General features: G+C 56.9%; 15 protein-coding genes and 1 pseudogene. 2 read left to right on the top strand and 14 right to left on the bottom strand.

Translation table 11 applies throughout. The features are described 5' to 3' along the window. Positions 1-306: 306 nt before the first annotated feature. The 12 genes and pseudogenes from gmtX to FGA82_RS21860 form a co-directional block, all read right to left on the bottom strand. Positions 307-969 carry a gamma-mobile-trio protein GmtX gene (gene gmtX, locus FGA82_RS21910; RefSeq protein WP_141128717.1) on the bottom strand — a complete coding sequence of 221 codons (663 nt, stop codon included), beginning with the start codon at positions 967-969 and terminating at the stop codon, positions 307-309. Beyond that, positions 969-3,527 carry a gamma-mobile-trio integrase GmtZ gene (gmtZ, locus tag FGA82_RS21905; RefSeq protein ID WP_141128716.1) on the bottom strand — a complete coding sequence of 853 codons (2,559 nt, stop codon included), beginning with the start codon at positions 3,525-3,527 and terminating at the stop codon, positions 969-971. Before gmtZ ends, gmtX begins: the two co-directional genes overlap by 1 nt. Positions 3,528-3,540: 13 nt before the next feature. Further along, a complete protein-coding gene (gene gmtY / locus FGA82_RS21900; protein ID WP_141128715.1) occupies positions 3,541-4,935 on the bottom strand; it encodes a gamma-mobile-trio recombinase GmtY in 1,395 nt (464 codons plus the stop codon). 1,075 nt (positions 4,936-6,010) lie between these two features. After that, positions 6,011-7,156 carry a cyclopropane fatty acyl phospholipid synthase gene (gene cfa, locus FGA82_RS21895; protein WP_432767186.1) on the bottom strand — a complete coding sequence of 382 codons (1,146 nt, stop codon included), beginning with the start codon at positions 7,154-7,156 and terminating at the stop codon, positions 6,011-6,013. A gap of 525 nt (positions 7,157-7,681) precedes the next feature. Further along, positions 7,682-8,646: pseudogene (locus tag FGA82_RS32515) on the bottom strand (IS3 family transposase); the annotation flags it as partial. A 211-nt stretch (positions 8,647-8,857) separates the two neighbouring features. Next, complete coding sequence (locus FGA82_RS21890) at positions 8,858-9,652, bottom strand: hypothetical protein (RefSeq protein WP_141128713.1); 795 nt, start codon at positions 9,650-9,652, stop codon at positions 8,858-8,860. A gap of 20 nt (positions 9,653-9,672) precedes the next feature. Next, on the bottom strand, positions 9,673-10,470 hold the full coding sequence (locus tag FGA82_RS21885; protein WP_141128712.1) for a fimbrial protein: 798 nt from the start codon (positions 10,468-10,470) through the stop codon (positions 9,673-9,675). 229 nt (positions 10,471-10,699) lie between these two features. Continuing rightward, positions 10,700-11,572, bottom strand: coding sequence for a hypothetical protein (locus FGA82_RS21880; protein WP_141128711.1), 873 nt, complete (start codon positions 11,570-11,572; stop codon positions 10,700-10,702). A 134-nt stretch (positions 11,573-11,706) separates the two neighbouring features. Further along, positions 11,707-12,225, bottom strand: coding sequence for a DUF5462 family protein (locus tag FGA82_RS21875; RefSeq protein ID WP_171057333.1), 519 nt, complete (start codon positions 12,223-12,225; stop codon positions 11,707-11,709). A gap of 5 nt (positions 12,226-12,230) precedes the next feature. Beyond that, complete coding sequence (locus FGA82_RS21870; protein ID WP_283242338.1) at positions 12,231-12,956, bottom strand: fimbria/pilus periplasmic chaperone; 726 nt, start codon at positions 12,954-12,956, stop codon at positions 12,231-12,233. Further along, positions 12,949-15,483: a fimbria/pilus outer membrane usher protein gene (locus tag FGA82_RS21865; protein ID WP_171057332.1), complete on the bottom strand. Its 2,535-nt coding sequence runs from the start codon at positions 15,481-15,483 to the stop codon at positions 12,949-12,951. Before FGA82_RS21865 ends, FGA82_RS21870 begins: the two co-directional genes overlap by 8 nt. 10 nt (positions 15,484-15,493) lie before the next feature. After that, positions 15,494-16,144: a fimbrial protein gene (locus FGA82_RS21860; protein WP_212760549.1), complete on the bottom strand. Its 651-nt coding sequence runs from the start codon at positions 16,142-16,144 to the stop codon at positions 15,494-15,496. Between the two features lie 537 nt (positions 16,145-16,681). Here FGA82_RS21860 and FGA82_RS32175 point away from each other — a divergent pair. Continuing rightward, positions 16,682-16,825 carry a hypothetical protein gene (locus tag FGA82_RS32175; RefSeq protein WP_171057331.1) on the top strand — a complete coding sequence of 48 codons (144 nt, stop codon included), beginning with the start codon at positions 16,682-16,684 and terminating at the stop codon, positions 16,823-16,825. Between the two features lie 562 nt (positions 16,826-17,387). Here the strand turns inward: FGA82_RS32175 and FGA82_RS21855 are convergent. Both FGA82_RS21855 and FGA82_RS21850 read right to left on the bottom strand, forming a co-directional pair. Next, positions 17,388-21,233 (bottom strand): TcdA/TcdB pore-forming domain-containing protein, encoded by a 3,846-nt coding sequence (locus tag FGA82_RS21855; protein ID WP_141128709.1) that lies wholly within the window; start codon positions 21,231-21,233, stop codon positions 17,388-17,390. A gap of 603 nt (positions 21,234-21,836) precedes the next feature. Then, on the bottom strand, positions 21,837-22,142 hold the full coding sequence (locus FGA82_RS21850) for a phosphomannose isomerase type II C-terminal cupin domain (protein WP_141128708.1): 306 nt from the start codon (positions 22,140-22,142) through the stop codon (positions 21,837-21,839). Between the two features lie 46 nt (positions 22,143-22,188). Here FGA82_RS21850 and FGA82_RS21845 point away from each other — a divergent pair, with 46 nt between their 5' ends. Beyond that, positions 22,189-23,166, top strand: coding sequence for an IS5 family transposase (locus tag FGA82_RS21845; RefSeq protein WP_141128707.1), 978 nt, complete (start codon positions 22,189-22,191; stop codon positions 23,164-23,166). The last annotated feature ends 57 nt before the right edge of the window (positions 23,167-23,223 follow it).

Raw genomic sequence — 23,223 nt, 5'->3', positions numbered from 1 at the left:
GAAATTTTACCCTCGCATACATTGATTGTGCTTTGATCACCCTCACGCGTCGTAGATTTTAAAAGCCAGTAGCTGTGCTCACTTTCTAGGTTGTCACTCGGGGCTTTTCCGGAAAGTTGGGGTAGGCCCAATACGAGCCTCCAGAGGCTCCGAGTGACAAGTAAAAGATGCCCTATTAACCGTTTTTTATCGAGCTCTTCTTGTTCCACAACCCCTCAAAAATGAATAAAGAGTGAAGTTGTCCACCCCCTTGAGAGACGGCCTTTCAAGTTAGCCGCCCCTGACATACCGGTCAAAACTGGCAAATCAATCGAGCAGGACCTTGCGAATGGCACGTGCAAAACCCACCTCAAACACGATCCGCCCCTGATGATTGATGATTTCGCCATGGCTCCCTTCCTGCAACCCGCGCTCTTCCAAATATTCAGATGATATGGCCTTTTGTAAGGCTTCGCGCTCAGATAAGGTCAATTGGGCCGACAAGGCAAGTACCGCCACCGGCGGTGATCCTGGCGAAACCGCTAGGGTGGCGCCCTGCGGACGTCGGTCGACAATCACCTGCGTGTTGGCTTTCAGAACATTCAGTTGTGCCTTGAGCTTGTCACGCTCGGCGATAATGGCCTGGACGATGGAGCGCAGCGCCGGATCTTCGATACGCCTCAGGTATTGGTGGCTTGCCAACGGGCTTGGCGACTTGGGTAACGCAGGCCCGGCGTATGCCTCCCACGCCTGGAGGAGCACCTTGTAGTCGGCGGACTGCGCATTGTAGAGGATGCGCCCCTTCAAAATGCCCGCTGCCTCAGCGATCCGCCCCATGTTGGGCAATGAGAAATCACAAGAGCCCGTTTCATGTTCCATTCGACACAGCTCATGTATTTTCATCAGGTTGGCGCATCGGTTTGAGCGTCCGCCCTTGGCGAGTAAGGCCTGCAGAACGAAATCCGGATGAACCTCCGTTTTGCCACTCATCATTTATCCTCCGTCAGAGGTGGGTGACCGGCGACGAACGCTTGACTGTCGGGTGCGTTGGGTAGCAGCAAGGAAAGATCGATGTCGAAGTACTGACTGAGCCTCATACCTGCGTCCATCAAACGGATCACCTCTCTCTGCCCCAGCGCGGGATTCGTCGGACTCATTTGCTCGGCAAGTCGGCGCACAAACGCATTGCCGGCGAGCAGTTGTTCTTGTTCACCCAGGAGCATGAATACGGGTGGTAAACGTTCACGGTAGAGCGCCGCGTCCAGTAACTGGCTGCGGCGAAACACGGCTTTGCCCGGTTCCAGATCCGCATAGATCTCGACGCTTTCGCATACTCCGTTAAGCTGGAGTAATTCCGATTCTGTTTCCTCAAAGGCGATGTGCACATCGGTGATTGTGCCGGCCGCCACCAACTGGGCGCCGTCCCCGGGTACGGCCTTGAGTGCCAGCTTGCAGCGCTCGATCAGACGCCAGCAGGCGACAAGGTCTTCCGCCAGGTCGCTGAAGCGTTTGATCGCCAGTTCCCACATCCGCGTGGCTTGCTGGTAGGCCTGCATCCTGGCAAACGGTTGGCCTGCATCTTCAGCATCCAGCTTCTGCTTTTTGAGATTTTGCAGAACCTGTTCGTGGGACAGACACGCATTGCGCGCCTCGTCGAAATGATAGGCGAGCGTATTGAAGTGGGCGACCAGAGCCGGCAAATGATGGGGTTCGGTTACAAACCAGCGGCACCGTACGCAGTTTCGGATGCCGCCTGGAACGGGGCCGTACTTGGGCGTGCTCGCCGCGGAGCCCTTGGCAATCAACGCCCCGCCGTTGTAACAGCCTCCCACATTGCCTTGCCCCTCGATTTCACTGGTGTTTCCGCCCACCAAGCAAAGGCCGTGGTGCATAAGCATCCAGCCTACCGGATTGCGAGCCGCCGGATGATGGGCAATGGCCGTGGCAAGGCCCGAAACACCATTACAAATGGCCTGTTGCACCAGCTGGGCATGGTCGGTGTCGAGCAAGAAGCTCTGGATACTGGCGTCCTTGTTCTCTTCTAGCCGTTTGGCGGCATTGGTCAGTACGTCGCGAATGTGCGTCGCCCCAGGCTTGGTGTAATACAAGGTCATGAGCAGGCGGCTGTGGCCTGCCAGTTTCTGCAAGATGGGAAACGGTACCTGCCCTTCCAGGGCCAGTGCGGTGATCAGTGAAACACGCAGGCTGTGCAGGGGAAAAAGCGTGTTATGCGAAGACCACTCCCGGGCTGTTGGCGGAGCACACAGTCGAATAGGCTGACCGTTTCGGTGGGTCTCCCCCCGCTCTTTAAGCCGTGTTTCCAGCGCCTGCAGCAGGCCAAACCAACCTCTGAACAACGTCATTTCCTTGAGTGGAAGGTGACGCTCATGCGCGGGGGCCTCTGGCATACGAAACAGAAAGCACGTGTCAGGATAGCTTGCCAACTGCATGCTGCTTTTGGCAGTGGTGTGCCGCCCGTCCAGTTCCGACCATGCGGTGCGCCGCGAGACCGGGTTGTATTTCTGCTGCCAGTTGCGCAGCTTCTCCAACCAGTAGAAGACATCCTGCTCAATCGTGCCGCCAGCCGGCCACGGCAGTACATAACCGTTCTCTGAAGTCGTCTTGGCGATGTCAGCGGTCTTATTGGTATTGATATAGAGTACGGCGCAGGTGGTTTCACCGGGAAGGTGCGGATCGCAGCGCCTAAATACCCCCAATTGCAATGGCCGGCGCAGGTTGCCCTGGGCGAGCCGATGAGGATTAAGGCTCCAGGCGCCTGCCTCATAGCGCCAGGTATCGGCTTCGCCCGAGTCAAGCATGCGCACCTGATAGGTGCGCAAAGGCAGGATAAGTTTCACGGCCAAGGCCACCCAGCGAACCGGGCTCCACATTTCCAGACGCGTTCTGTTGCTCATAGGGCGTTCACGCCACATACAGTCCGGATCGTTTTTGTCGATCTGTTCTTCACTCACCTCGAACCAATCCGGTGCGCCGAACCCGGGGCTGCCGATTTCAGTCCCCAGCGCATTGGCGGCCCAGCGCCAGTCGCGAAAATGCGGCCCGGCCACGAGCAACTTGCGCAACTCTTGCAGGTAACCATAGGGCAGTGGCGAATACACACTTTCATCACACGCAGGCAGGCTGCGGCGGGACATACGCTGGACCGGGTTACGAAATTCAGGACGTACGGTGACCTGCCCGCTGGCAGCGATTTCGCTGAAGACGTGTCTGAGAACGAAATCAAGGAAGGTGCAGACATGGTTGTTGTACTTGATGCCTTTCACCGAGTCCGGACAGGCGGTTTGGAAAAAATCGGGCAGCAGCGTATCGCGCGCCAGTATCGTCGCCGGCTCAAGCGGTAATCCCTGCTGGATCAAGTACCGCTCAAAAAAGACCGCCAATGCCTTGAGCTTATCGTCAATGCCCCGCGCCTCTCCCTGGATCCACTCGGTCGCCAGTACACGCCAGGCCGCGAGCTGGGGATAGGTTCGCTCGACCCACCCCAAGGCCATATCGGTTTTGCGGGTGACGCGTTTTTTTTCGACCATGAGCGCGGCCTCCTCAATCTGGGTTGAGAGACGTCAGCCAGGAGCCAGAAGATGGCGTATCAGGATGATTTTCTCGCAGCCGCACCGCAGCCTCCCGCAGAGCGTCCCGGATCTCCCGGGTGCTCGACTGGGTGTAGATGTCCTGGCTCTGCAATGAGGCGTGATGCATAAAACGACGAATCAGGTGTTTGTCGACACCGGCGTTATACAGCCGACGGGCGTAGGCGTGACGGTGCCCATGGGGCGTCGTGCCCAAGGCCTTGCTCACCGTCAGGCCGATACGGGTGCAGGCCAGGGCATGGGCCTTGTTGTATTGAGTGAGCGTATACATGGCACCGATTGGTTCGCGGGCCAGGTTGATAAAGGCAAAGGGATGGTGGCGCTCGATGCACGCCACCTGTTCCAGGTAGCGATACCACAGGCTTAAAAACCACTGGCCATACTCTGGCTTGAACCAATAGGCCTGCTTAAAGTAAGGGCCATCGTGCGTTCCTCCCTTCCAACCGGCATGCTGGCGACCCAGCAGGTCAGTGCGCGGGACCATGGCGAATTGGCGGGCCAGGTATTGTGCCCGACTGCCTTTGCACCGACGCCCGCGTTCGTCATACCAGTCAGAGGGGGCGAGTCCGTGGTGGGGATGGTGAATGTGAACCCTGGCCTCAAGCGGACGGGCAGGGTCGGCAAACACATCAGGGATGTAAAGGTGAAAGGGCTCCGACTCTCGAAAGCCCGCCCCATGCAACAACAAGGTGATGAGCATGCCACGATAATCATAGCGTCCGGCGCAGCAAAACCCCTTGAGTAACAGGTCTTCGAAGTGCTGTTCCGGGAACGCGGGTGGCTCGCTCTTTTCGACAATGGGTAAGCGCTGGCTTCGCGTATGAGCACCGGCCTGAGTGCTCAGTGCTTTCACCGCCCAAGTATGCCCCAGAAAAGCTTGGCTGCGCCGGTATTGGTAGGCGAGCTCGTCGGTCTGTCGATCAAAGGCGCTTGCCCGGTAGCGTGGATTGACCTTGGCGGCCTCGGGGCGGGTCTCACTGAGCCAGCTGAAAAAATCAGACAGGTGAGTAATGATGTGCGAAGCGTCCTGGGGGGAGCGCGGCGCCCAGCATAAGCCACTTGGATCAAGGCCGGTATCCCGATCAAAGGTACCGGTGTAAAGGCGCTGGGCGAAGGTCTGAAACAGATAACGCGTGTCGAACTCAGAAGGGTTGGCTTGCATGTACTCTAGGAACATCCGGACCGAGCGGGCGACCTTGGTCATCCACATCAGGCTGCGGTCATGACTGCGATAGAGGCAATAGTCAAGCAACGATGTCAGCACACCGGCAGGCGTCAACAGTGCGGGAAGCTCCGTGTAGACACCCGTCGCATCGGTGTACACACGAGCCTTGATGGTGACAAACATGCGCTCTACCCCGTCGATGACAGCCGGCAATAGCCACACTTGGCCTTTAATCAGCCACGCTTCACTGCCTATCCCTGACGGCCTGGACCGCCCCAGCGGAGGGTGGCCAAATCGACGGCCCGGCAGATCGACCTGGAGACGTGTCTCCCGAACCATCAAGGATGACTCCAGCCAAGAAGAATCTTCCTCGTTGAACGACACGCGAAAACAGTACTGACCCGGTGTCAACAACCATCAGTCAACGCTGCACTCAAGACTTGCATTGACGATTTACTGTAGCACCCGATGAACCGAGCCGCTTCGCCCCCTTGTGTGGCTTGCGCCAGCCCTGACGACATACGCTGTACAAGCGCCGAATGTGACGCTATCAGGGCCAACGACACTGCAACTGACATTCTTGAGGTAAGTTTGGCGCGGTGTCTACCTACGTATCGGGGCTTTGTCGCAAACGTAGATGACAGGAGACGACTGCAGAGCTTTACGATGTCAGCTTTGAAGTCACCCGGCGTGAATACTGCTGAGGGCTCGAGGTGGGACCTAGCTGTGCAAACCACCACGTTGTTCACGGATGCTATTAGGCTAATCGGTGGCCATACTCGGCTGGCATACGGGCGATGCCAGTTTTACTCAGGCAACCACGACCTCAGGTAGGTGGCGCGTTGGTCTGAGCTTTCGGAAGTGGGTAGAGTTAGGCTGACGCTTATTGCCCTCACCAGTCCATGAGCGCTAGGTTTGCGCCGGCAAACAAAAAGGCCCCCACGCTTATGCCCCATGTGGGGGCCCTTGAACACAAACGGTCGTAACAGGCTTACAGCCGCGCGCCATTGGTCCATCAGTCTACGCCGCCACTCACCCTTTCTGGCAAATCGGCGGCATGACTGCGCCTCCAAAGCTCGATTAGTTAACCCCTGAAAATCGCCTGCCTTGGCGGCGCAGTGGACCCAGCGCGTCGAGACGACGGACAAGCCAATCCCCCATCACAAGTCGATCAAGGAGAAGTCATGTGCTTCATCGGAAAACTCGACGGCTGGAGTGAGCATTTTGCCAAAGTCAGGAAGCTTTCTTCAGGGTTTCCCTAGGGTTTTGCGCATACCCGCCGGTAAACCCCAGGACGCCCCGGCTTTGACAATATCCATTGCCACAGTTGCATTTCTCGTGCACGAAATGCGCCGGCGCACGACAACAAGTAGTACTTCCACATGCGGCAAAATCGCGCCCCCAGCTCATCAGCAAACTGCGCCCAGTGTGCGTCGAAATTCGAATGCCAAGCCATCAACGTGCGGTCGTAATCCGCGCCAAAGCTATGCAGATCCTCAATCACAAAACGGTTTTCGCAAGCCCGTCCGATGTCGGCAATCGTGGGAATCTCGCCATTAGGGAAAATGTAGCGATCAATCCACGGATCTGTACCGTGACCTATTTCATTGCGCCCGATGGTGTGAAGTAGGAACAAACCATCGTAAGCTAGGCACCGTTCAGCTAATTGCATGTATATATTGTGATTCTTGCGCCCGACGTGTTCAAACATACCAAGGCTGACGATGCGGTCGAATGTCCCATCGACGTTGCGATAATCGCTGAGCAGCACGTCCACCGGAAGGCCTGCACAGCGCTCGCGCGCAGCTAACGCTTGCTCGGTGGAAATGGTGACGCCAGTGCAATGCACGCCATAGTGCGTAGCAGCAAACTGCATCAAGCCACCCCACCCGCAACCGATGTCGAGCATTCTCATGCCAGGTTGCAGGTCCAGCTTTCTGCAAACCAAATCGAGCTTGTGCTCCTGCGCCTCGTCCAAGGTACTGCTGCCTTCCCAAAACCCACAGGTGTAGGTCATGCGTTTGTCGAGCATCGCAGCGTAAAACGAGTTGCCCAAGTCGTAATGGGTTCTTCCAACCTTCCAGGCACGCCGTGCGGTTTGCAGATTGAGCAGGCGAGCACGAAGAGAATGTAGGGCTGTTCGCACGTTGCGAGCTTTCCGGTCAAGCCGTGCGCGCAGCAAACGATCAAACATTTGATCTAGATTAGCGCAATCCCAATGGCCGTCCATGTAGGACTCGCCAAGCCCCAGATTTCCGAAGGCGAGCACGCGCGCCGGCACACTGGCATGGTTCAGTTGTATATCCCAAGGCCGCGTGCCGTCGATACGTATGTCGGCCAGTGCAAAGAGGCTCTCAAAATGCTCTCGCGCATGGTGGTTGCTCCGTTGGCCTCGTCGAGGAATAACATTTTTAGTGGTACTCAAGTACGATATTTCCTACTTTTATTTTGTCTTGGTAGTTTGGCTTACACGCAAACGCGACGCCGAACAGCAGGCGCTTCAAGGTGTTTGCATTAAAGTGAGGGACGTAGCCAATCTCGATAAAGCGCAACGTGTTGGCAGGTCGGGGCCACAGCGTGAAAGGAAGGCCTCGATACGATTCTGATCGCGAATGCCGTGCGCGCCTTAATGGGGTATTTGACCGGTTTAACAATCCAATAAATGCTTCCCTAATTCCGCCATAAAACATTGGCGTATATTAAATTTATTAATCGCTCCCATCTTCCTACCTTAAACAAGCGTGCTCGGCGAGTCTGTAGGGCGTTCCCTCAATTTGCTGGGCACTTGCCTACAATGCCTCGACAGGAATACGAACGGCCTTCTACGACAATCTTGTCCAAAGAGCTGCCGAGGCACTGAATGAGCATTTAAAGTCTGTACAACAATCCAGTGTTGCGACGACCGGTTGAATCCGCCCTGCGCACCTCAATCCGAATGATGAATCAACCTCTGACTTGTTCGCCGCGTCTTCGACGCCATGCGTAAGGCCAGGGCCAACGAGTCAGCATGCAGGCTGCCATGCACGTGATAACCGATAATTTTTCTCGAAAGTGCATTCCGTCACCAAAACGCAGGTAGACAGGGTCTTCAAACTTGGCGGGTGGGGCAGACAAGTGATATCGACTACCCAGACCTGTTCCGAACCGCCAGCGACGACTTGCGCCGGACCTGGTTTGAGCAGATTGGGATGGCAGCGCAAGTGATGAGGGCTGTCGGTCGGTTTGTATTAGGCACATTTCCTGCGGCCCCGTTGGCGGTGATCACGCAAGCCTGACAAAAACGATCCCGGCCGACGCCGACATGCAGCTGCTGTTTCTCACGCTCTGCGTGCATCAATGAGTGCAATTTGCGGGTGCCAATGCAGGGGTGCCGCCCGCGGTTTGCCTGTACAAACTGGATGAGTTTCGGATCTTGCTCGGTTCGAGCTCGATAGACGCGGTTACGTTTGTAAAAGGCTTGGCGAGGAACCCCCATAAACAGGAAAGCCCTGCTGACACTCAGGGGTTGGGTTTGCGCAACGACTTGCCGGGCCGTTTTTTTTTACGACGCAGACGCCCTAGTCGTTCTTCAGGACATCCACCACGCCTTCAAAAAACTTGGCTTTCTGATTCGCCAGCGCCAACTGCTCAAGCTCTTTGATGCTCTGCTCGTGAGTTAATGGCGAAGTGGGCTCGTCCATCGGTCGGGTTCTCTGGGAGCGAATGAAGGCACCTTGGCTCCAGTCCTAGCGACCCTGCTGGCGTAATCAAACCAACACTGGCGACCGGATCGGGATCCCGTAGCACTGTTGAGCTTCTTTATAACTCAGCTCGCCTTTTTCGACTGGGTCGACAACCGACAATTTAAAAAGTCAGCGTGTAATCACGCTGACGGCGTTTTGCGCCCGTATCCATTGCACCTCCCTGATAAGCAGCCAGAAGGTGTAAACCTTATTCAGGACGAGACAACATCCCATCATAGGCCGGGGACGTTTCGGTGCGGGCCCACTGAGATACCGAGCAGCAGAATCAGCAGACGAACGCGAGCGACGGCTCGCACACTGGTGAATACTGCGCGCCCATTTGACAGCTTCCTCGCGGGCCGATGGATCGAGTCAAAGGTTGTTTATCGATAGGTAATGCGAATCGGCAGAGATACCCGCCAGCGCTCCGGGATCTTACCGGCAGCAAAGCGCAGGGTGCCGCTACCCGGCAGGATTTCTGCCCCATACATGGCTCCAGTCGCTTGTGTTTGCCCATCGTGCAGAGCGTTCAGGGTGATGGTTCCGCCATCGGCCAGTGCGCCGGACAGCCACGTGGGCACCTGCGTCCCGACCATTGCCTGCAGGGCAGACACGGCGGCGCCGTACGATAGTGCATTGCCTGAGGGCGGTACGCCGTTACCATCGTCCGCGTCACCGGCGATCACCCCGTATCCTCGCCGGGTCGTGCCCGTGCTGGCTACTAGGATGCCGGCCACCCGTAGTTGGAACGTCAGGCTGCCAGTCGCGCGGCTCCCCGCCTCTTTGTCGGTGACCGGCAGAGTCACTTGCATCACGCCAGCCCCCTTCCAGGTCAGGCTGAAGCCGTCGATATTCTGACCAAACTCGATTACCGGACTGACGCCTGGTCGGCCGGCCGGCATCAACTGCTCCGTCTTGCCCACCAGAACGGGAGTTTGTGTCAGCAGGTTATGCCAGACCACCTGGTTGCCTTCGGTCTGCAGATGGGTCTGATTGAGGGTGCCAATGTCGGGCAAGACTCCCTGCGCCCATGACCAAGGGTTACGGTTTTGGGTCACCGTCCCTTGCCAGTTGAGCTCACCACTGAAATCCCCTTCCTGCCACTGTGCCAGGGCGGTCATGCTGGCCCCGAGCAGGGCAATAGTCGCTACGGTGCGTGCTGCATAGCGTTGCATCATGTTCTCCTAGTCTTCTGGCCTTAACGCAGCGTCACGGTGACGCTGAGGGACGCCCGCCAGCGGGAGGGCACCTTGTCCTGTGGCCAGGAGAGCGTGAAATTTGACAACTGCGAAGCGTAGGCCGCCGCCAGCAGGGGGATGTGACTGTCCGCCAGGACTTGGCGGGCAATGTGCTCGCCTTGCCAGGTGAGTGGGATACCGGCGGTTTCAACGCCGTGGTTCATGCCCATCAGCACCGCCAGGCGGCTTATCAGCGACGTCGGTACGTCACCGGTCTGTCCGCCGTCGCCGGAGACCAAGGCCATACCGGAAAGGCCGAGTTTTCGGTCGGTTCCGCCGTCGAGGGTGGGCAGGGCATTACCTTGGGCCAGGACCATGCCTTGCTCCAGGGTGAACGACAGCTGCCCGGCGAGCTCACCCGTCTGGGCATTACGCACCGGTACACTGGTGCGCAGCCGGGAGTCCTGGGGGCTGCCGCCGCCGGCGACGGGCGTCAAAGGTGTGCCTTCGGACGAGAAACTAATGACGGGGGTCATGCCGGCGCCACCTCGGTCAGCGACCTTTTTCAGGTGGCCTTCCAGGAAGGCCAGGGGGCCTTTGTCTTGCAGGGAAAAGACCTGATTGCCCTGTACATCCGGGCGGGCGTCGGCTACGTCGACATCCCAGACCTGATCGGGAGAGGTGACCTGCCAAAGCCAGCGCGGAGCCTCATCGATCACGTAGCCGGAAAACTCCACCTCTCCCTGATCCAGGATGGCAGCGAACGTCGGACTGGCTGCGCAGAATAGCAACAGGCACAGAAAACCTGTACGGGTCATGGCACCTTCCTTTTTTTCCGGTCTGGAACAGCAATAATCAAAATCATGGGCATCACTAAGAAAAACGCTGGTGCACAGAGCGCATACGTATGTATACGCGTTATTACTCTTGCGCCTGACCGGAGTTAAGCCAGCTTGCGGCACATAGAGAATAAATACGCCATGACAGGCAGGACTGTTCAAGAAGCAGTTATTTCCGGCCTTCCCTGGCCAGAGAATAAGTTACCGGTTAGAGATACGTAACGGTTGCCTTTAGTGCACTTTTCCACGGAGTGGTGACGGTGACTGGATTGGTGAAGTTCACGACAATGTTGTCGCCCAGGGCGATGCCGAGGCCGTAAGTGCCAGCGTAATACCAATGAGGAATATCAAAATAACCTGCGGCCCTTGTGCCATCAATAGCCCATCCAGTAGTAGTGAAGCCACTACCAGCGTTCAGTTGACCAAGCAAGTCTGTAACCGTCTTGGCCCCAAGAGCAGCGTTCCATACCCCGGCGCTCGAACCTGTCGCTAAGGTCCCAGCTGCCACGGAAGGCTGAGCGACCCCACCATACAGCTCCAAGCTACTGTGCGAAGTAAAGGATGAGGTTACTTCCGCACCACCATCACCCCCGCTCTGTGCCGCTTTTACGGCTCCAACCTTAACCGTCATGCTCATGTTACCCAGGACGGTGGTGCCGTCATCTGCGGTCACTGGCAGGGTGATGGTGCCTTTACCGGTGTTGCCAGTGATGCCCCACACCGGGGTCACGGTGGCGCCAGTAGCATCCGTGAAGGCAATCTGGGGATTAATACCCCCGTTTCCTGCATTACCAACCGTTGCCGCCTTGGTCTGACCCACCAGCAGTGGCAGGTTGGCGGGCGCCGCAACGGTCAGGGTCTTGTAATTATTGGTCATCTCGGTGGCGACTTTATTAAGGGGGATGGCATCGCCGGTGGCCCATTGCCATTGGTTGGTGGCCACGGGGACGGTGACGGTGCCGCTGATGTCAACGCTGCCGGTGAAGTCGCCATCGGTGAAGGTCAGCGCCATGGCGCTAGAGGCTCCTCCAAAAGCTGCTGCAGCCAGGGCGGCTACCAGCAAAGACTTGTTCATGTTCATTTTGTTACTCCTGATATCAACAGTAGTGATTGGTTACATGTCGGCACAGCATGAGTGCCGTGTTTGTGTGCGACGTTGATCAAGCGCCACGTCTGACGGCTCATGAGACGCAATAAGCCGTCAGAGCTGGCCCCTCAAGGCGTTTCCTGCCATCCCTCAATTTCCAGTACGAGGCTGAGCTCTCCCCGGTAGCTTTTGGGGTAGAGCAACGAAACCGGGCCGTCACTGCGCAATGACACCGATGTGGCGCCTGCCGGCAGCGGGATCAGCACATCCGAACCTTGGGTGCGGTAACTCGCATTGACCACCTCCCCGTTTACCCACAGTTTCACGCGGCTTTTGAACCCCAGACTGACGGGCTGCCCACCCGGTACCGGCATCTGCTGTGTTTGCTTCAGCAGGAGGGCGCCGCCACCGCCGTCCTCGGCCTGGGCGTGACGCACCAGCAGCAGGGTCGGCATGTTCGGAGTCTCCTGATGGCTCACTTCAAACAGCACCGGGTTAGACAGAGCGCGTTCGGCCTCGACCACCTGGTCGTGACGCACGACGCCATTCACCAGCCCGAGGTCCGTGTTTCGTTCCTCATAGCCTTGGGCGGCCTGTCCCTGGTCTGCCACCATCAGCAGCAACGCGAACCATCCGTATGGTTTCATGTGGGTCACTTCTCGCTCTTGGCCCCCAAGCTCACCTTGGTCACCGCGCCGTAGTCATCCACGGACTCGACCTTGGCGGCACCTGGCGGAACCACTACCCGCTCACCCGGCATGAACATCAGTAACTTGTCCGCCGCCTCGGGGGTGAGTTTCAGAGGTTTTCCGCTGGCATCGGTCACCGCACTGATAACGAAGATGTAGGGGGTGGTATTGACCAGCGCCATCGCTCCCGGCACGGTTTCCACCTGCAGAGCGGCCTCGGCGCCTTTACGGTTTTTCAGCAGCGCCGCCGGGCGGTAGAACAGCTTCACCCGGGTACGCAGGGCCAATGCCAAGCCGCTGCCTTCCAGCGCGGGGGGGATGTCCTGCAGGTTCAGCCAGTACACCGATTCATGATCCTGCGGCAGATCGTTGGCCTGGATGATTCGCAGTACCTGCTTGCCTTGCCCCTTGAGCTTGAAGAAGGACGGGGTCACAACGAAGGTCGGGCGGGTGTCCTTCTCGACGATGTTGTCCACCCACGCTTGGCCACCATAGGTCTTCTTGCTCTCGTTGGTGACGGTGATCGCCACCGAATCCTTGTCGCCCGGGAAAATGTACCGGGTGGCGTCCATGGCCAGCGCAGCGTGCGCCGAAGATACTTGCCCCAGGAAAGCGGCCAGCACCAAGGCAGCCCAAGACCACTGCATGCGTTTACCGACGACGTCCTGCTGATGGATGCCCTTATTCACAAATCACCTCTTGAACCTTCTCGGTATCTTTGATTTTTGTGGCAGGCACACGACAGTCGCCCACTTGGATATCACCTGGCTGGGTGACTGAGTTCATGAACAGAACGCCGTTTTGCGCCACAAACCCCAGTGGCGAACCTTGCTCATCCTTCGCCCAGGTGCCGCTGCTGACGAACACCCCATCGGCTCTGCGCACCTGCAACAGGTAGCGATGCACCTTCCAGGTCTCGAACGGCATGTACACCACCGATTGTTCGACCGGCACCACGCCCTGGCTGGTGCTTCCCAGCTCTACGTTATGCGGCAGGGTCGCGGCATCTACTGTCACGGTGTTGTAGCGATACCCGCTCAGCGGTACCACCACGTTGCCGGCATTGTCGGTCGCATCCACGCCGGAGAATAATTTCACTCCTGGGGTGTCCTTGATGTTGGCCACCGCGACGGTATCGCTCACCGTGCGACTGAAGATCACGCTCTTGGCAACCGGCAGTGCCAGGAGCGAGCCCGTCACCGCGGCCGAACCGATGGTGCCATTGGAGGACTGGGTCATACTGACCCCGATCCCTGCCCGGTTGCCGGTGTAGTTGCCGGACACGGTGCCTTGCGCCGCGCCATCGCTGCTGCGACCGCCGCCCACGGAGTAACTCAGGCGATCGTTGACCGAACCGGATATTCCGCTGGAAACGCCAACCCCGCCTTGCTTACCCGTGGTTGCGGTGGTCCAGGAACTGTAGCGTCGCTCGCCGACCGAAAACGGCACGGACACCGAAAGCGAGGCCGACCAGTTGTCCTGGGGGCCGCTGTCATTACGGCTCTGGCTCATCGAGCCGCCAAAAGACACGGTGGCGCCATACACCTGCGCGCTCAGGCTGCCAGTGATGCCAGTTTCGGTGGAGGAGCTATTCCAGTAGTCCCGCTTCCAGCCAGTCAGACCGGTGCTGAGCACTCCCCATCCCTGGCTGAAGCCGAGGTTGATTTCATTACGGTTTTGCCGGTCGATGCCATCGAGGCAGAACTGCCCCGGCAGGGGAATACCACCGGGGCCGATGACGAACCCACCGAAATCGGTTTGCACCTTACAGCGGTGGTTACGCTCAGGCGTAAAGGACGCAAAGTCGGTGAATCGCTCGGAGTTACGCGACAGGTTCAGGTAGACGTTGGTGCCCGTGCTGCTGAAGGACTTGTTCCAAGTCGTCTGCAGCTTGACGCCCTGCTCTGTTTTCCCGTCGTCGTACAGCGCCTGCTGCCAGGCACTGGCAATGGATATCCCGCCCAGATCGCCCAGGTTGGTCGCGATTGCCGCACTGACACCCTGGAAGTCACGGTGCACCAGCGTACTGCCTCTGAGCGTCAGGCTGCCAAGTCCGTAGCCATAGCTCAGCGAGCCCATGCCGCCGTCAGCACCGTGATTCTGGTCCTTCTCATCACGTACACCCAGTGAAGTCGAGAACTCTCGCTCGCCCGGCGCGATCATTCCGCTGACCACCGTGAGCGGGAACACCTGACGAGTGACCGAGCCGTCTTGCTCGGTGATGATCATCTCCACATCCCCACTGGTCAGCAGGGTTACATCGCGGATAGCAAAGGGGCCTGGCGGCACTGGCTGCGACCAGAGCGTATTACCGGCCTGAATCAACGAGACGCGGGCATTGCTTCGGGCCACGCCGCTGAACACCGGGCGATAGCCGATATCGTTAGAGCGCATGCTGCTGTTGCTACGCAGACCACCTCCAATAACGCCGGCACTGCCCAGCAGGCTATCGCCCACGAAAGTCTTGCCCACCAGGACATCGGCTTGCAGCGCCTTGATGGGACGGCTGGCGGTGAGCATCGCCACATTGGTATCTTCTTGTGTGGCGGTCATGGTGGAGGTCACTACCCAGCCAGCCACATTGCCTTTCAGATCCAGCGAGCCAAAAGCGCTGGTGTCCACGTCGTTGGCACTGACGTTGGCACTGTAGTTGGCGCGCATCGCCGAATTGCCATAGTCCCAGTCGACATTCTCCGGCGAAGCCGCCTGAGCCACCTGCGGCAGACCGAGCGTCAGCGTCTGGGATGCCATGTCCATGTCGACGCTCACGGATGGAGCGTTGGCCAGTACGTAGCAGGCGCGCGCCTGGTTGTAGGTATCCTTAAAGTAGGCGGTATCGATGAAGATACCGGCCCGTATCAACCAGTCCGCCTTGAGGCACAGGGCGTCCCGATCGGCCGACACGATATCCAGCGTCTGCTTGACGGGCTTTTTGTCATTGACCACTACATCCAGCAGATAGTGGCCTGGAATGTACTGGCTGTTCACCGACTCCCACGCTGATGGATCCACCCCGGTCCCTCCCTGAATAAAGGAGAAGTCAAGCTTGCCGCTGCCGCTGGCCTTCGGTGCCTGCATCGGCGCCGGTGCGGAGACGACCGACTCCGCCGCCTGAATCGATGAAGCGCCACCGGCCATCAACGCCAATGCACTAAGGCGGGACAGCTGAGCGCGTCGCTTACGAGCCCTTCCGGCTGCGTGTTTGTGAATGCTCACGCGATGCTTCCTAGTTGTAAGTTACAACAAAAGACAGCGTGCCCTGATACTCGCCGGCGCTGGCTAGCTCCAGCGCCACGGGTTTGGCCAAAAAGGCCAGTCGGCCCCGAGCCGCAAACGCGGAGGGGTAATTCACCTGGGCGCTTTGCGCCGTAATGGCGCCGCGATAATCGGCCTGCGCATCGGCGGCGCGGATATCCACGCGTACATGGCCACCGGCCCCCCGGGTCATCACCCCGCCCTCATCCAGCTGGCCGGGGTTGCCGAAACGCACCGAGGCCAAGGGCGCCACCAGAAAGGCCGAACAGCCCGCCATCGTGGCCCCCTCTTCGTACAGCCAGAAGGTCAGGGGGCGAGCCACGGGCGCCGCGCCGGAGCCTTTGTTGTAAACACCGAAGGAGAGGCGGTTGCTGCCGACGCTGTCGCCCTCCACAACCACCCGGCAAGCGGATGCCACGGCCACGGCATGCAGCACCACACGCTGGGTCATCACTTGGGTCAAGGCGGCCTGGGCCGACAGAGGAAGGCCGCCCGTCGCCATGCACGTCATGAACAACCAAGCGCACAGCAGCGCCTTGTGACGGACAGGGGCGTAGCCAGAAGAAAGAAAAACAGACTGAGTACGGCGAGATCGAACTGAAATATCACTGAGCGTGTGCATATCAGATGACCACTCATAGAATGACGACAGGCCAGTGCCCGAAGTATCTCTTGCGTTCACTCTCAGGCTGGCCAACCCAATATTAAGTAGGCAGGGGCCTCATTTCCTGTAGGGCAATCCCTGGTTTTTTGCAGTGATCTAATGAAAGCCGCCCCTCTTGGGACGAGCAGGCTCGTGCTCAATCAAGGTGATGGCTATACACCGTGTGCCGCTCACCGTGGCGGCAGCACCGAGTGTCAAGGCTTGATTGAATGGCCCCTCTCATCACAACCCCGTCAAGGCCGTGCTCGTCAAACGCGTTAGTCGCACTGCGGGTTAAGGCCTGCGGGGCGGGCCGGGCGGCGAGTTCAGCAGGCGGTTGCAGCCACGCCCTCGCCCGACTAAAAATCAAAATTACCAACAAGTCCTCAAGTAAATGGTGACTGTCAAAAATACCAAAAACACTTGTGTACGTTGACTCGCTCAAGAAGCTCGATAGGTTTTGAAAGCGCACTTGTAAAAGCGCGAAGGCAACCATTGCAATTGAAGGAGATGTACATGCAAGAAATCACTGTCCAAGGAACCCAGGCTGTTGTTGGCGGTTATGCCCTTCAGGGTATTGCTGGTGTGAGCATCCGCGAGGGCACCGTCGTCAGCTGGACCCCCCTCGGTCTCGGTGGCTGTCAACGGCGTGTCGGTTGATCAGGCGAAGCTGTGCTGATCGTTTGATTGGCCGATGAACAGGTTGGGAGGTTTAACGTCTCCCACCTTTGTGTAAAGACACAGGCCCGGTTTGCAACGACCTTTATTGTCGCACCAAGTCCGCCCCATACCTTTATCCCAACACCAACGCTGGGTAGCGCTGATGCGTCACCTGAAAAAGGGTGCTGTCCCCGTGGACAACCCTGCGGTGGCAAATAGAGCAGGCCGGGCGCTGGGTTATTGGAACGGGTTCTTTACAGGGTCGCCGCGCAGCGGTCAACGGGCGGCCGCGAGCATGAGCCTATCCAATCGCCGCCTGAACAGGCATGATCCGTACGCGCCTCTCAAGGCTGTGCGGAGGCAGTTGCAGCGCAGAGGGCGAGCGAGATCGAACAGCTATCGCCGCCTCCGTGTAGCGCTGGATGATCGGCGCACGGTGTGTCGCGCGTACGCTTACGGTGCCTGGACACTCCTGACAACAAGGGCGATGCTGTCCACCTATTTTTAAGTGGAGAACATCGCCCTAATTGCAGGGATCGGATAGATGACTCAGGGCGGACGCTTAGTTTTTTGGCACCAGCGCAGCTACTGAAACTCGGCCGGTAGCATGAATAAATTCCCCCTTGGAGATGTCAAAGACACCGGCTTTTAGGCCCATAGTTCCTCCAAGATCGATATCCGCTGCAATCAAGCCATCGGTTAACAGAGATTCGGTCGTCGGTGTTGTGAAATAACGTTGCAGTAGCACTAAATCCTGAGCCGTGGGTAATGCTGCCATCAACAGGCGAGGGCCGCCTTGGTACGGGTCCGCACCAAGCTCCGCATGTATTTGCATCGTGGCGACATTGCCAATGGTCGTGACCAGCATCAGGGTGGTGGCATTCCCATTGAACTGCACTGTCTGGCCGCCGATCGAGAAGGCGTTGTGCTGGACCTGCATGCCTGCAAACACCCCCGGCTTGAGTTCGCCTGGCACAAGTTTGCCATCGACGATGGAGTGCTCTTTAACGGCATAATCAATATCAAAAATCCAATCATAAGCCGGTGGGGTATCTCGGTACGGGCCCTCGTAACTATCGATACTGATCTGCATCGCAATAGCGGGCAGGACCACAACACAAGCATTGCTGCCGCCAGTGATGCGATAACTGAGGTGCTGACGTTCGTTGTCGTCGACAATGGTCGGTACAATCAGCGTCCGTTGGATGTCATCGAGGATTGTCTGGATGCTGGTGGCTTTCAAATCTACGGTGATCTTGTAAATACCCCAATCTGTTGGAAAAGCGTACATGCCCCACACGAATTGATCGCCATAGTACTCGCGCAAACGACGCAGCGCGGGTGCATGAGCGGTCCTTCGGCCGGTCAACTGCTCATAATCCATCTTGATATTGCGTTCAACCCCGCTTGGCAGCAGCACGACAGGTGCCTGGCTGGCATCGAATGATTGGGTTTTTTGTGCACCTAGGCCGGTATACACATCTAGAAGTTTATGTAGATCCGGGTCAGGACGGGCGAAATAATGATCCCAGCCACCTGACACGGTATGCCCACTCCCCCCTTTGGTCCCGTTGATTAAAACCGAACCATATTGGGTTTTGCCTTCTATAAAATTGATTGTATTGACGACCGCGCCCGGTTGAAATTGCCAGACCTTCCCCTCCTGCCTGAGACCGGGTGTAGAGACGCTGCTCAAGATCGCGTCCATGTAGGTCGAGGCGCGATCGAATCCTTGTCGCAGCCGCTCATAGTTTTCGACCAGAATGGGGACACCGACGGCCAGGCCCGTCAAAGGGACTGCCAATGCCCCGAGTACACCCGCCACGGTACCAGCGCCCACCAGGCCAGCAATCAGGCCTGCGATGTTCGCCCCGCTGCTGACAACAGACAAAGACAGTTTGGTCTCAATGGCTGCACGCGCAGCCGCGTCTGTAGTCTGATTCAATTCGACGACAATGGCGCCGATATTAATGGCATCAAACAGCAGACTTGCTACGCCCCCCACTTTCCCGATGAGGGTCATTGCTTTGGGCACCAAGTCCAATTCCGTGCCAAGAGCTGAGCGAATCAGTTGGCCCATCCTGGCGCCATCGGTGGCCAATTGAATGCCATTTTGGGCTAACTGAGCATAGACTTGCACTTTGAGTGCATCACTCATTGGCGTTAGCTCGCCATTGGTGGAGCGCATATCGATCAAGGTTTTCAACATGAAAGCGGCATTGAGGGTGTGAACTGCATCAACTTCTGTCACATTCGGCCGGATCCATAGTCTTTGTTCAACCTTGTGCCATGTCAGTCCCCGTCGGACAGTTTTGATCAAGTCATTGATTTCAGCATTAATCTGAGGAAAAGCGGCGTTGTCCTTGATGGCAATCCAGCGTGAGGGGGCAGTATCACCCGCTATCGCGGTTCGGCGGATAAACAGGAGTTCGAAAGCCCCGCTTTCGTTTTTACGACTTTGCAGTGTCGGGATCCACTCATTGGACAATTGATGCTGTTGCATCACGACTTGTATGGATTCAACCCACTGCCTGGAAAGCAGCGCGCTACGGGCGTTTTTAATAGCTAACTGTTCGATCGTTTTTCGGTGTTCCGCGTCTGGGGGATCTATATCCAATACCTGCTTGCGAACCTGGTCACCAACGCTTTGATGCAGACTGACTAACCCTTCCCGGTCATCGTCACTAAGCCCAGGATAATGCACCACTCTCTCAATTTCCGTACCGACTTCCATCAAGGTGCTCACCGGCAGCGGTTTGCGAGCGAATGCACCGAGTTCGGCATCCCACACCAGTTCCACCTTATGGACAACATCCTTCAGTCGCGCTTGTTCCTTGTTGATCCAGCCCCATTCCGGCGTCAGGATTTCTTTTTTACCATTTTCCGTCACGCGTACCGCGTACTTGCGCGCGCTCAGTGACAAATTGTCCCGATTTATCTGCAGGGCGTCCCCGGTGCTGAGCAACCACTCTCCCAACTGGCCGGGCAAGCTGGTCGCCAGCGACTGATGGTCATTGAGCAACTCGCAGCCGACCAAATCCAGGTGGATGCCTTTAATCTTATCCCGCGAGGCTTGGGCCATCAGTGCTGTCAGACTGGCTTTGAGTTCGTTGACGGTTTTTCCTCCAAACAACGTTCGCCCATCACTGTTCACGCCATGTCCGACCAAGACAATCTTGACGCGTCCAGCGTCATCGAGTTGCAGCGGTGCCTGGGATCTAATATTTTTCAGTGTTTCGCCTGGCTGCAACTGCACCCATTCGGAGTGCCTTGGGTGTTTGCCAAACAGAGCCATGGCCGCGTTGAAACTGATATCGTCACCTTCCAGTTGAACAATTAGTTGTCGGAGAAAATCCCTCCCGGAGGTCGGCTCAATATGATTACGCGACAGCCTCGCCAAGGTACTTAATAAGGGGCGGCGCCATCCTTGGGAGACATCCAGACTGCCCAGCGCATTTTCCCGTAGGCGCAAGCCGATCGCATAGGCTCGTACATGCTTGGCAAACTCGAGTAACTTGACCGATCTCTTATTCAGATTACGGGGGTGAGTCGCCACGTACTCATCAGCCAGTTGAGCCAGGTCGCTTAATCTTCCCATCTTTTCCAAGACACTGAGACCCGTGGCTTCGGCGTGATAGCGATCAAGCTCATCAAGAATACGTGTATACGAAGGACCATCCGGTGTGCCCGCTTTTGCGATCAACCGCTGTCGATCGTCCAGCGTGTCCGGGATACTGCGCACGCCGTTGTTGATTTCTTCTTTTACCGCCTTGAACGGCGTGACTTCTTTTTTATAAAGGCGTGCCAGATCGGCCTGTATAGCGATTATTTTCTCCTTCGTTGGGCGAAGAGCGCGCGGGGTCAGCGGTGAAATCGACAACTGGAAGTCTGCGTACCGACTTCCCCAACGCGGATAGTCAAGATGATCTTTGGCCCAAGCGGGCGCTTCACCTAGCACTGTCCATGCAGTATCTGTCATCAGCGGCTCATTGATGACGGCTAATGCAGTTTTGGCGGACGCATGCGTCGTAAAATCCTGATATTTTATGAGTGACCGACGGAGTCTGGGGAGTGAGAGAAATTTTTCCTCCCAACTTTTAGAACTATCAATAATGGGCTCGCCGACACGTTGGGCGTAAAACTGACCGGCCGTTATGTCGATTACGACGCGCTGCTCGTCAATTTTTGCAATCACCACAAAGTGATTGCCACTACTACCTTCCCCGGCATTTTGCCAGGTTAGCAACCCCCTCACCTCATAGGCGATGGTGTTTGCCTGCAATAGGGTGGTCACACGGTTTGAGGCGTTTTCGCAATTTAAGGCTGGCCGGTTAATATATTCATTGATTTCAGAATCGCGCTTCATTAAGCCAGCGATTCTGTTCAGGGCTTCGTCAAACGTTGTCATATAGAATTCCTTGTGATTGGTGGGGCACGGCGAGCGTAGCCCGGCATAACCACGGCGACTTTTTAAGTGACAGGGTGCTCAGGCGTGCTCGCTCGCAGGAACAATTGGGTGACAGGCTTGCACACTTCACAATAATGCAACTCCATAAATTAACTATGGAGTTGGCCACATTTATTCTGGCAGGACACAATAGCCATAGGAGATTTTATAAAACATTTAGATTGCAGAAGAAAGCCGAAGTCTGAAATCGGGACAGGCACCCTACTTGGGAGTGCCCTGAGCAATCCACGTTATCCGCAACAGTTTAAAATCCAGGCCATTCACCGATAGCCGCTAATTAATCTAGGGCCACCTTTGTTTTTGCAATGCTCATGAACGGTACTCCGAATATCGGAAGCAGCCGCGAAACCATCTTATGGATCAACTATCGCCAAACCGGTCATTGATCGTGTCCAACTTGCCCATGACATTGCCTTTTGATCGTTGGGAGCGAACTGCCCTCACTCGGCCATCGACCTGGCCTAGTCAGCAGAGCGCTTGCGGTAAATCCATCATCAACTGATAAACCGGCGCGGGGGGATGGCGGTGTCAGGGCGAGCCCAATCATGCTGTAGTCCTTACCACGGTTCGTCCATACAGATCAGCAAAGCGCACAATGTCATCCTCACCCAAATAATCCCCACACTGAACCTCTGTCAGAATCAATGGAATCAAGCTGGGATTTGTCAGGCGGTGCATTTGCCCTGCTTTGATAGAGACCGTGTCACTGGGCAGCATGCGCTTCTTCTCGCCTGCGACGAGCGCCAGTGCCGTTCCTGAGACCACAATCCAGTGCTCAGAGCGATGATGGTGTTTCTGCAATGACTGGCTTTGATGGGGATCTAGGGAAACTCTGAAAAAGACTTCCATCTCTGGTGAAATACCCGTCTCACACGAATCGAACGGTTGAGCCCCGATGAAACAGATGTCCTTCGCCGATGCCGAGTACGCAGGCAAACGTAAGCAGACCCGCCGCGAGCGTTTCCTGATCGAAATGGATCAGGTGGTGCCCTGGAAGGGCTTGATTGCCTTGATCGAGCCGCATTATCCCAAGGGTGAAGGTGACCGTCCGGCCTATCCGTTGATGGCGATGTTGCGCGTTCATCTGATGCAAAATTGGTTCGGCTACAGCGATCCGGCGATGGAAGAGGCGCTCTATGAAACAACGATCCTGCGCCAGTTTTCGGGTCTGCACCTGGATCGGATTCCCGACGAAACCACGATCCTCAACTTTCGTCGTTTGCTGGAAAAACATGAACTGGCGAGCGGAATTCTCGGTGTGATCAACGGTTATCTGGGCGACCGTGGACTGATGTTGCGCCAGGGCACGGTGGTCGATGCGACGATCATTCACGCGCCGAGTTCTACAAAGAACAAGGACGGTAAACGCGACCCTGAGATGCATCAGACGAAGAAAGGAAACCAATATTTCTTTGGGATGAAAGTGCACATCGGCGTCGACGCCGAATCGGGCTTGGTGCATAGCCTGGTGGGCACGGCGGCGAATGTGGCCGACGTGACGCAGGTCGATCAGTTACTGCACGGCGAGGCAACTTATGTGTGTGGCGACGCCGGTTACACCGGCGTGGACAAACGTCCCGAGCATCAGGATCGCAAGATGATCTGGTCGATTGCGGCCCGCCCAAGCAGCTATAAAAAGCATGGAAAAAAGAGTTTGATTGGGCGCATGCGTCGCAAGATCGAATACGCGAAAGCGCAGGTGCGGGCCAAGGTTGAGCACTCGTTTCGCGTGATCAAGCGCCAGTTTGGTTATACGAAAGTGCTCTTTCGTGGTCTGGCGAAAAACATCGCACAGCAGACAACGTTGTTCGCGTTGTCAAACTTGTGGCTGGTGCGAAAACGGTGGATGGGTATGGGCGCGGCGCGCCTGTAATGCGGGCCAATAGCCCTGAAATACCGCGACAAGAGGAAAGAACGGTGAGTTAACGAC

The sequence above is a fragment of the Pseudomonas fluorescens genome (genome assembly GCF_005938625.1).
Taxonomy (GTDB): domain Bacteria; phylum Pseudomonadota; class Gammaproteobacteria; order Pseudomonadales; family Pseudomonadaceae; genus Aquipseudomonas; species Aquipseudomonas fluorescens_BD.
This window is presented reverse-complemented; position numbering and strand designations above follow the sequence as displayed.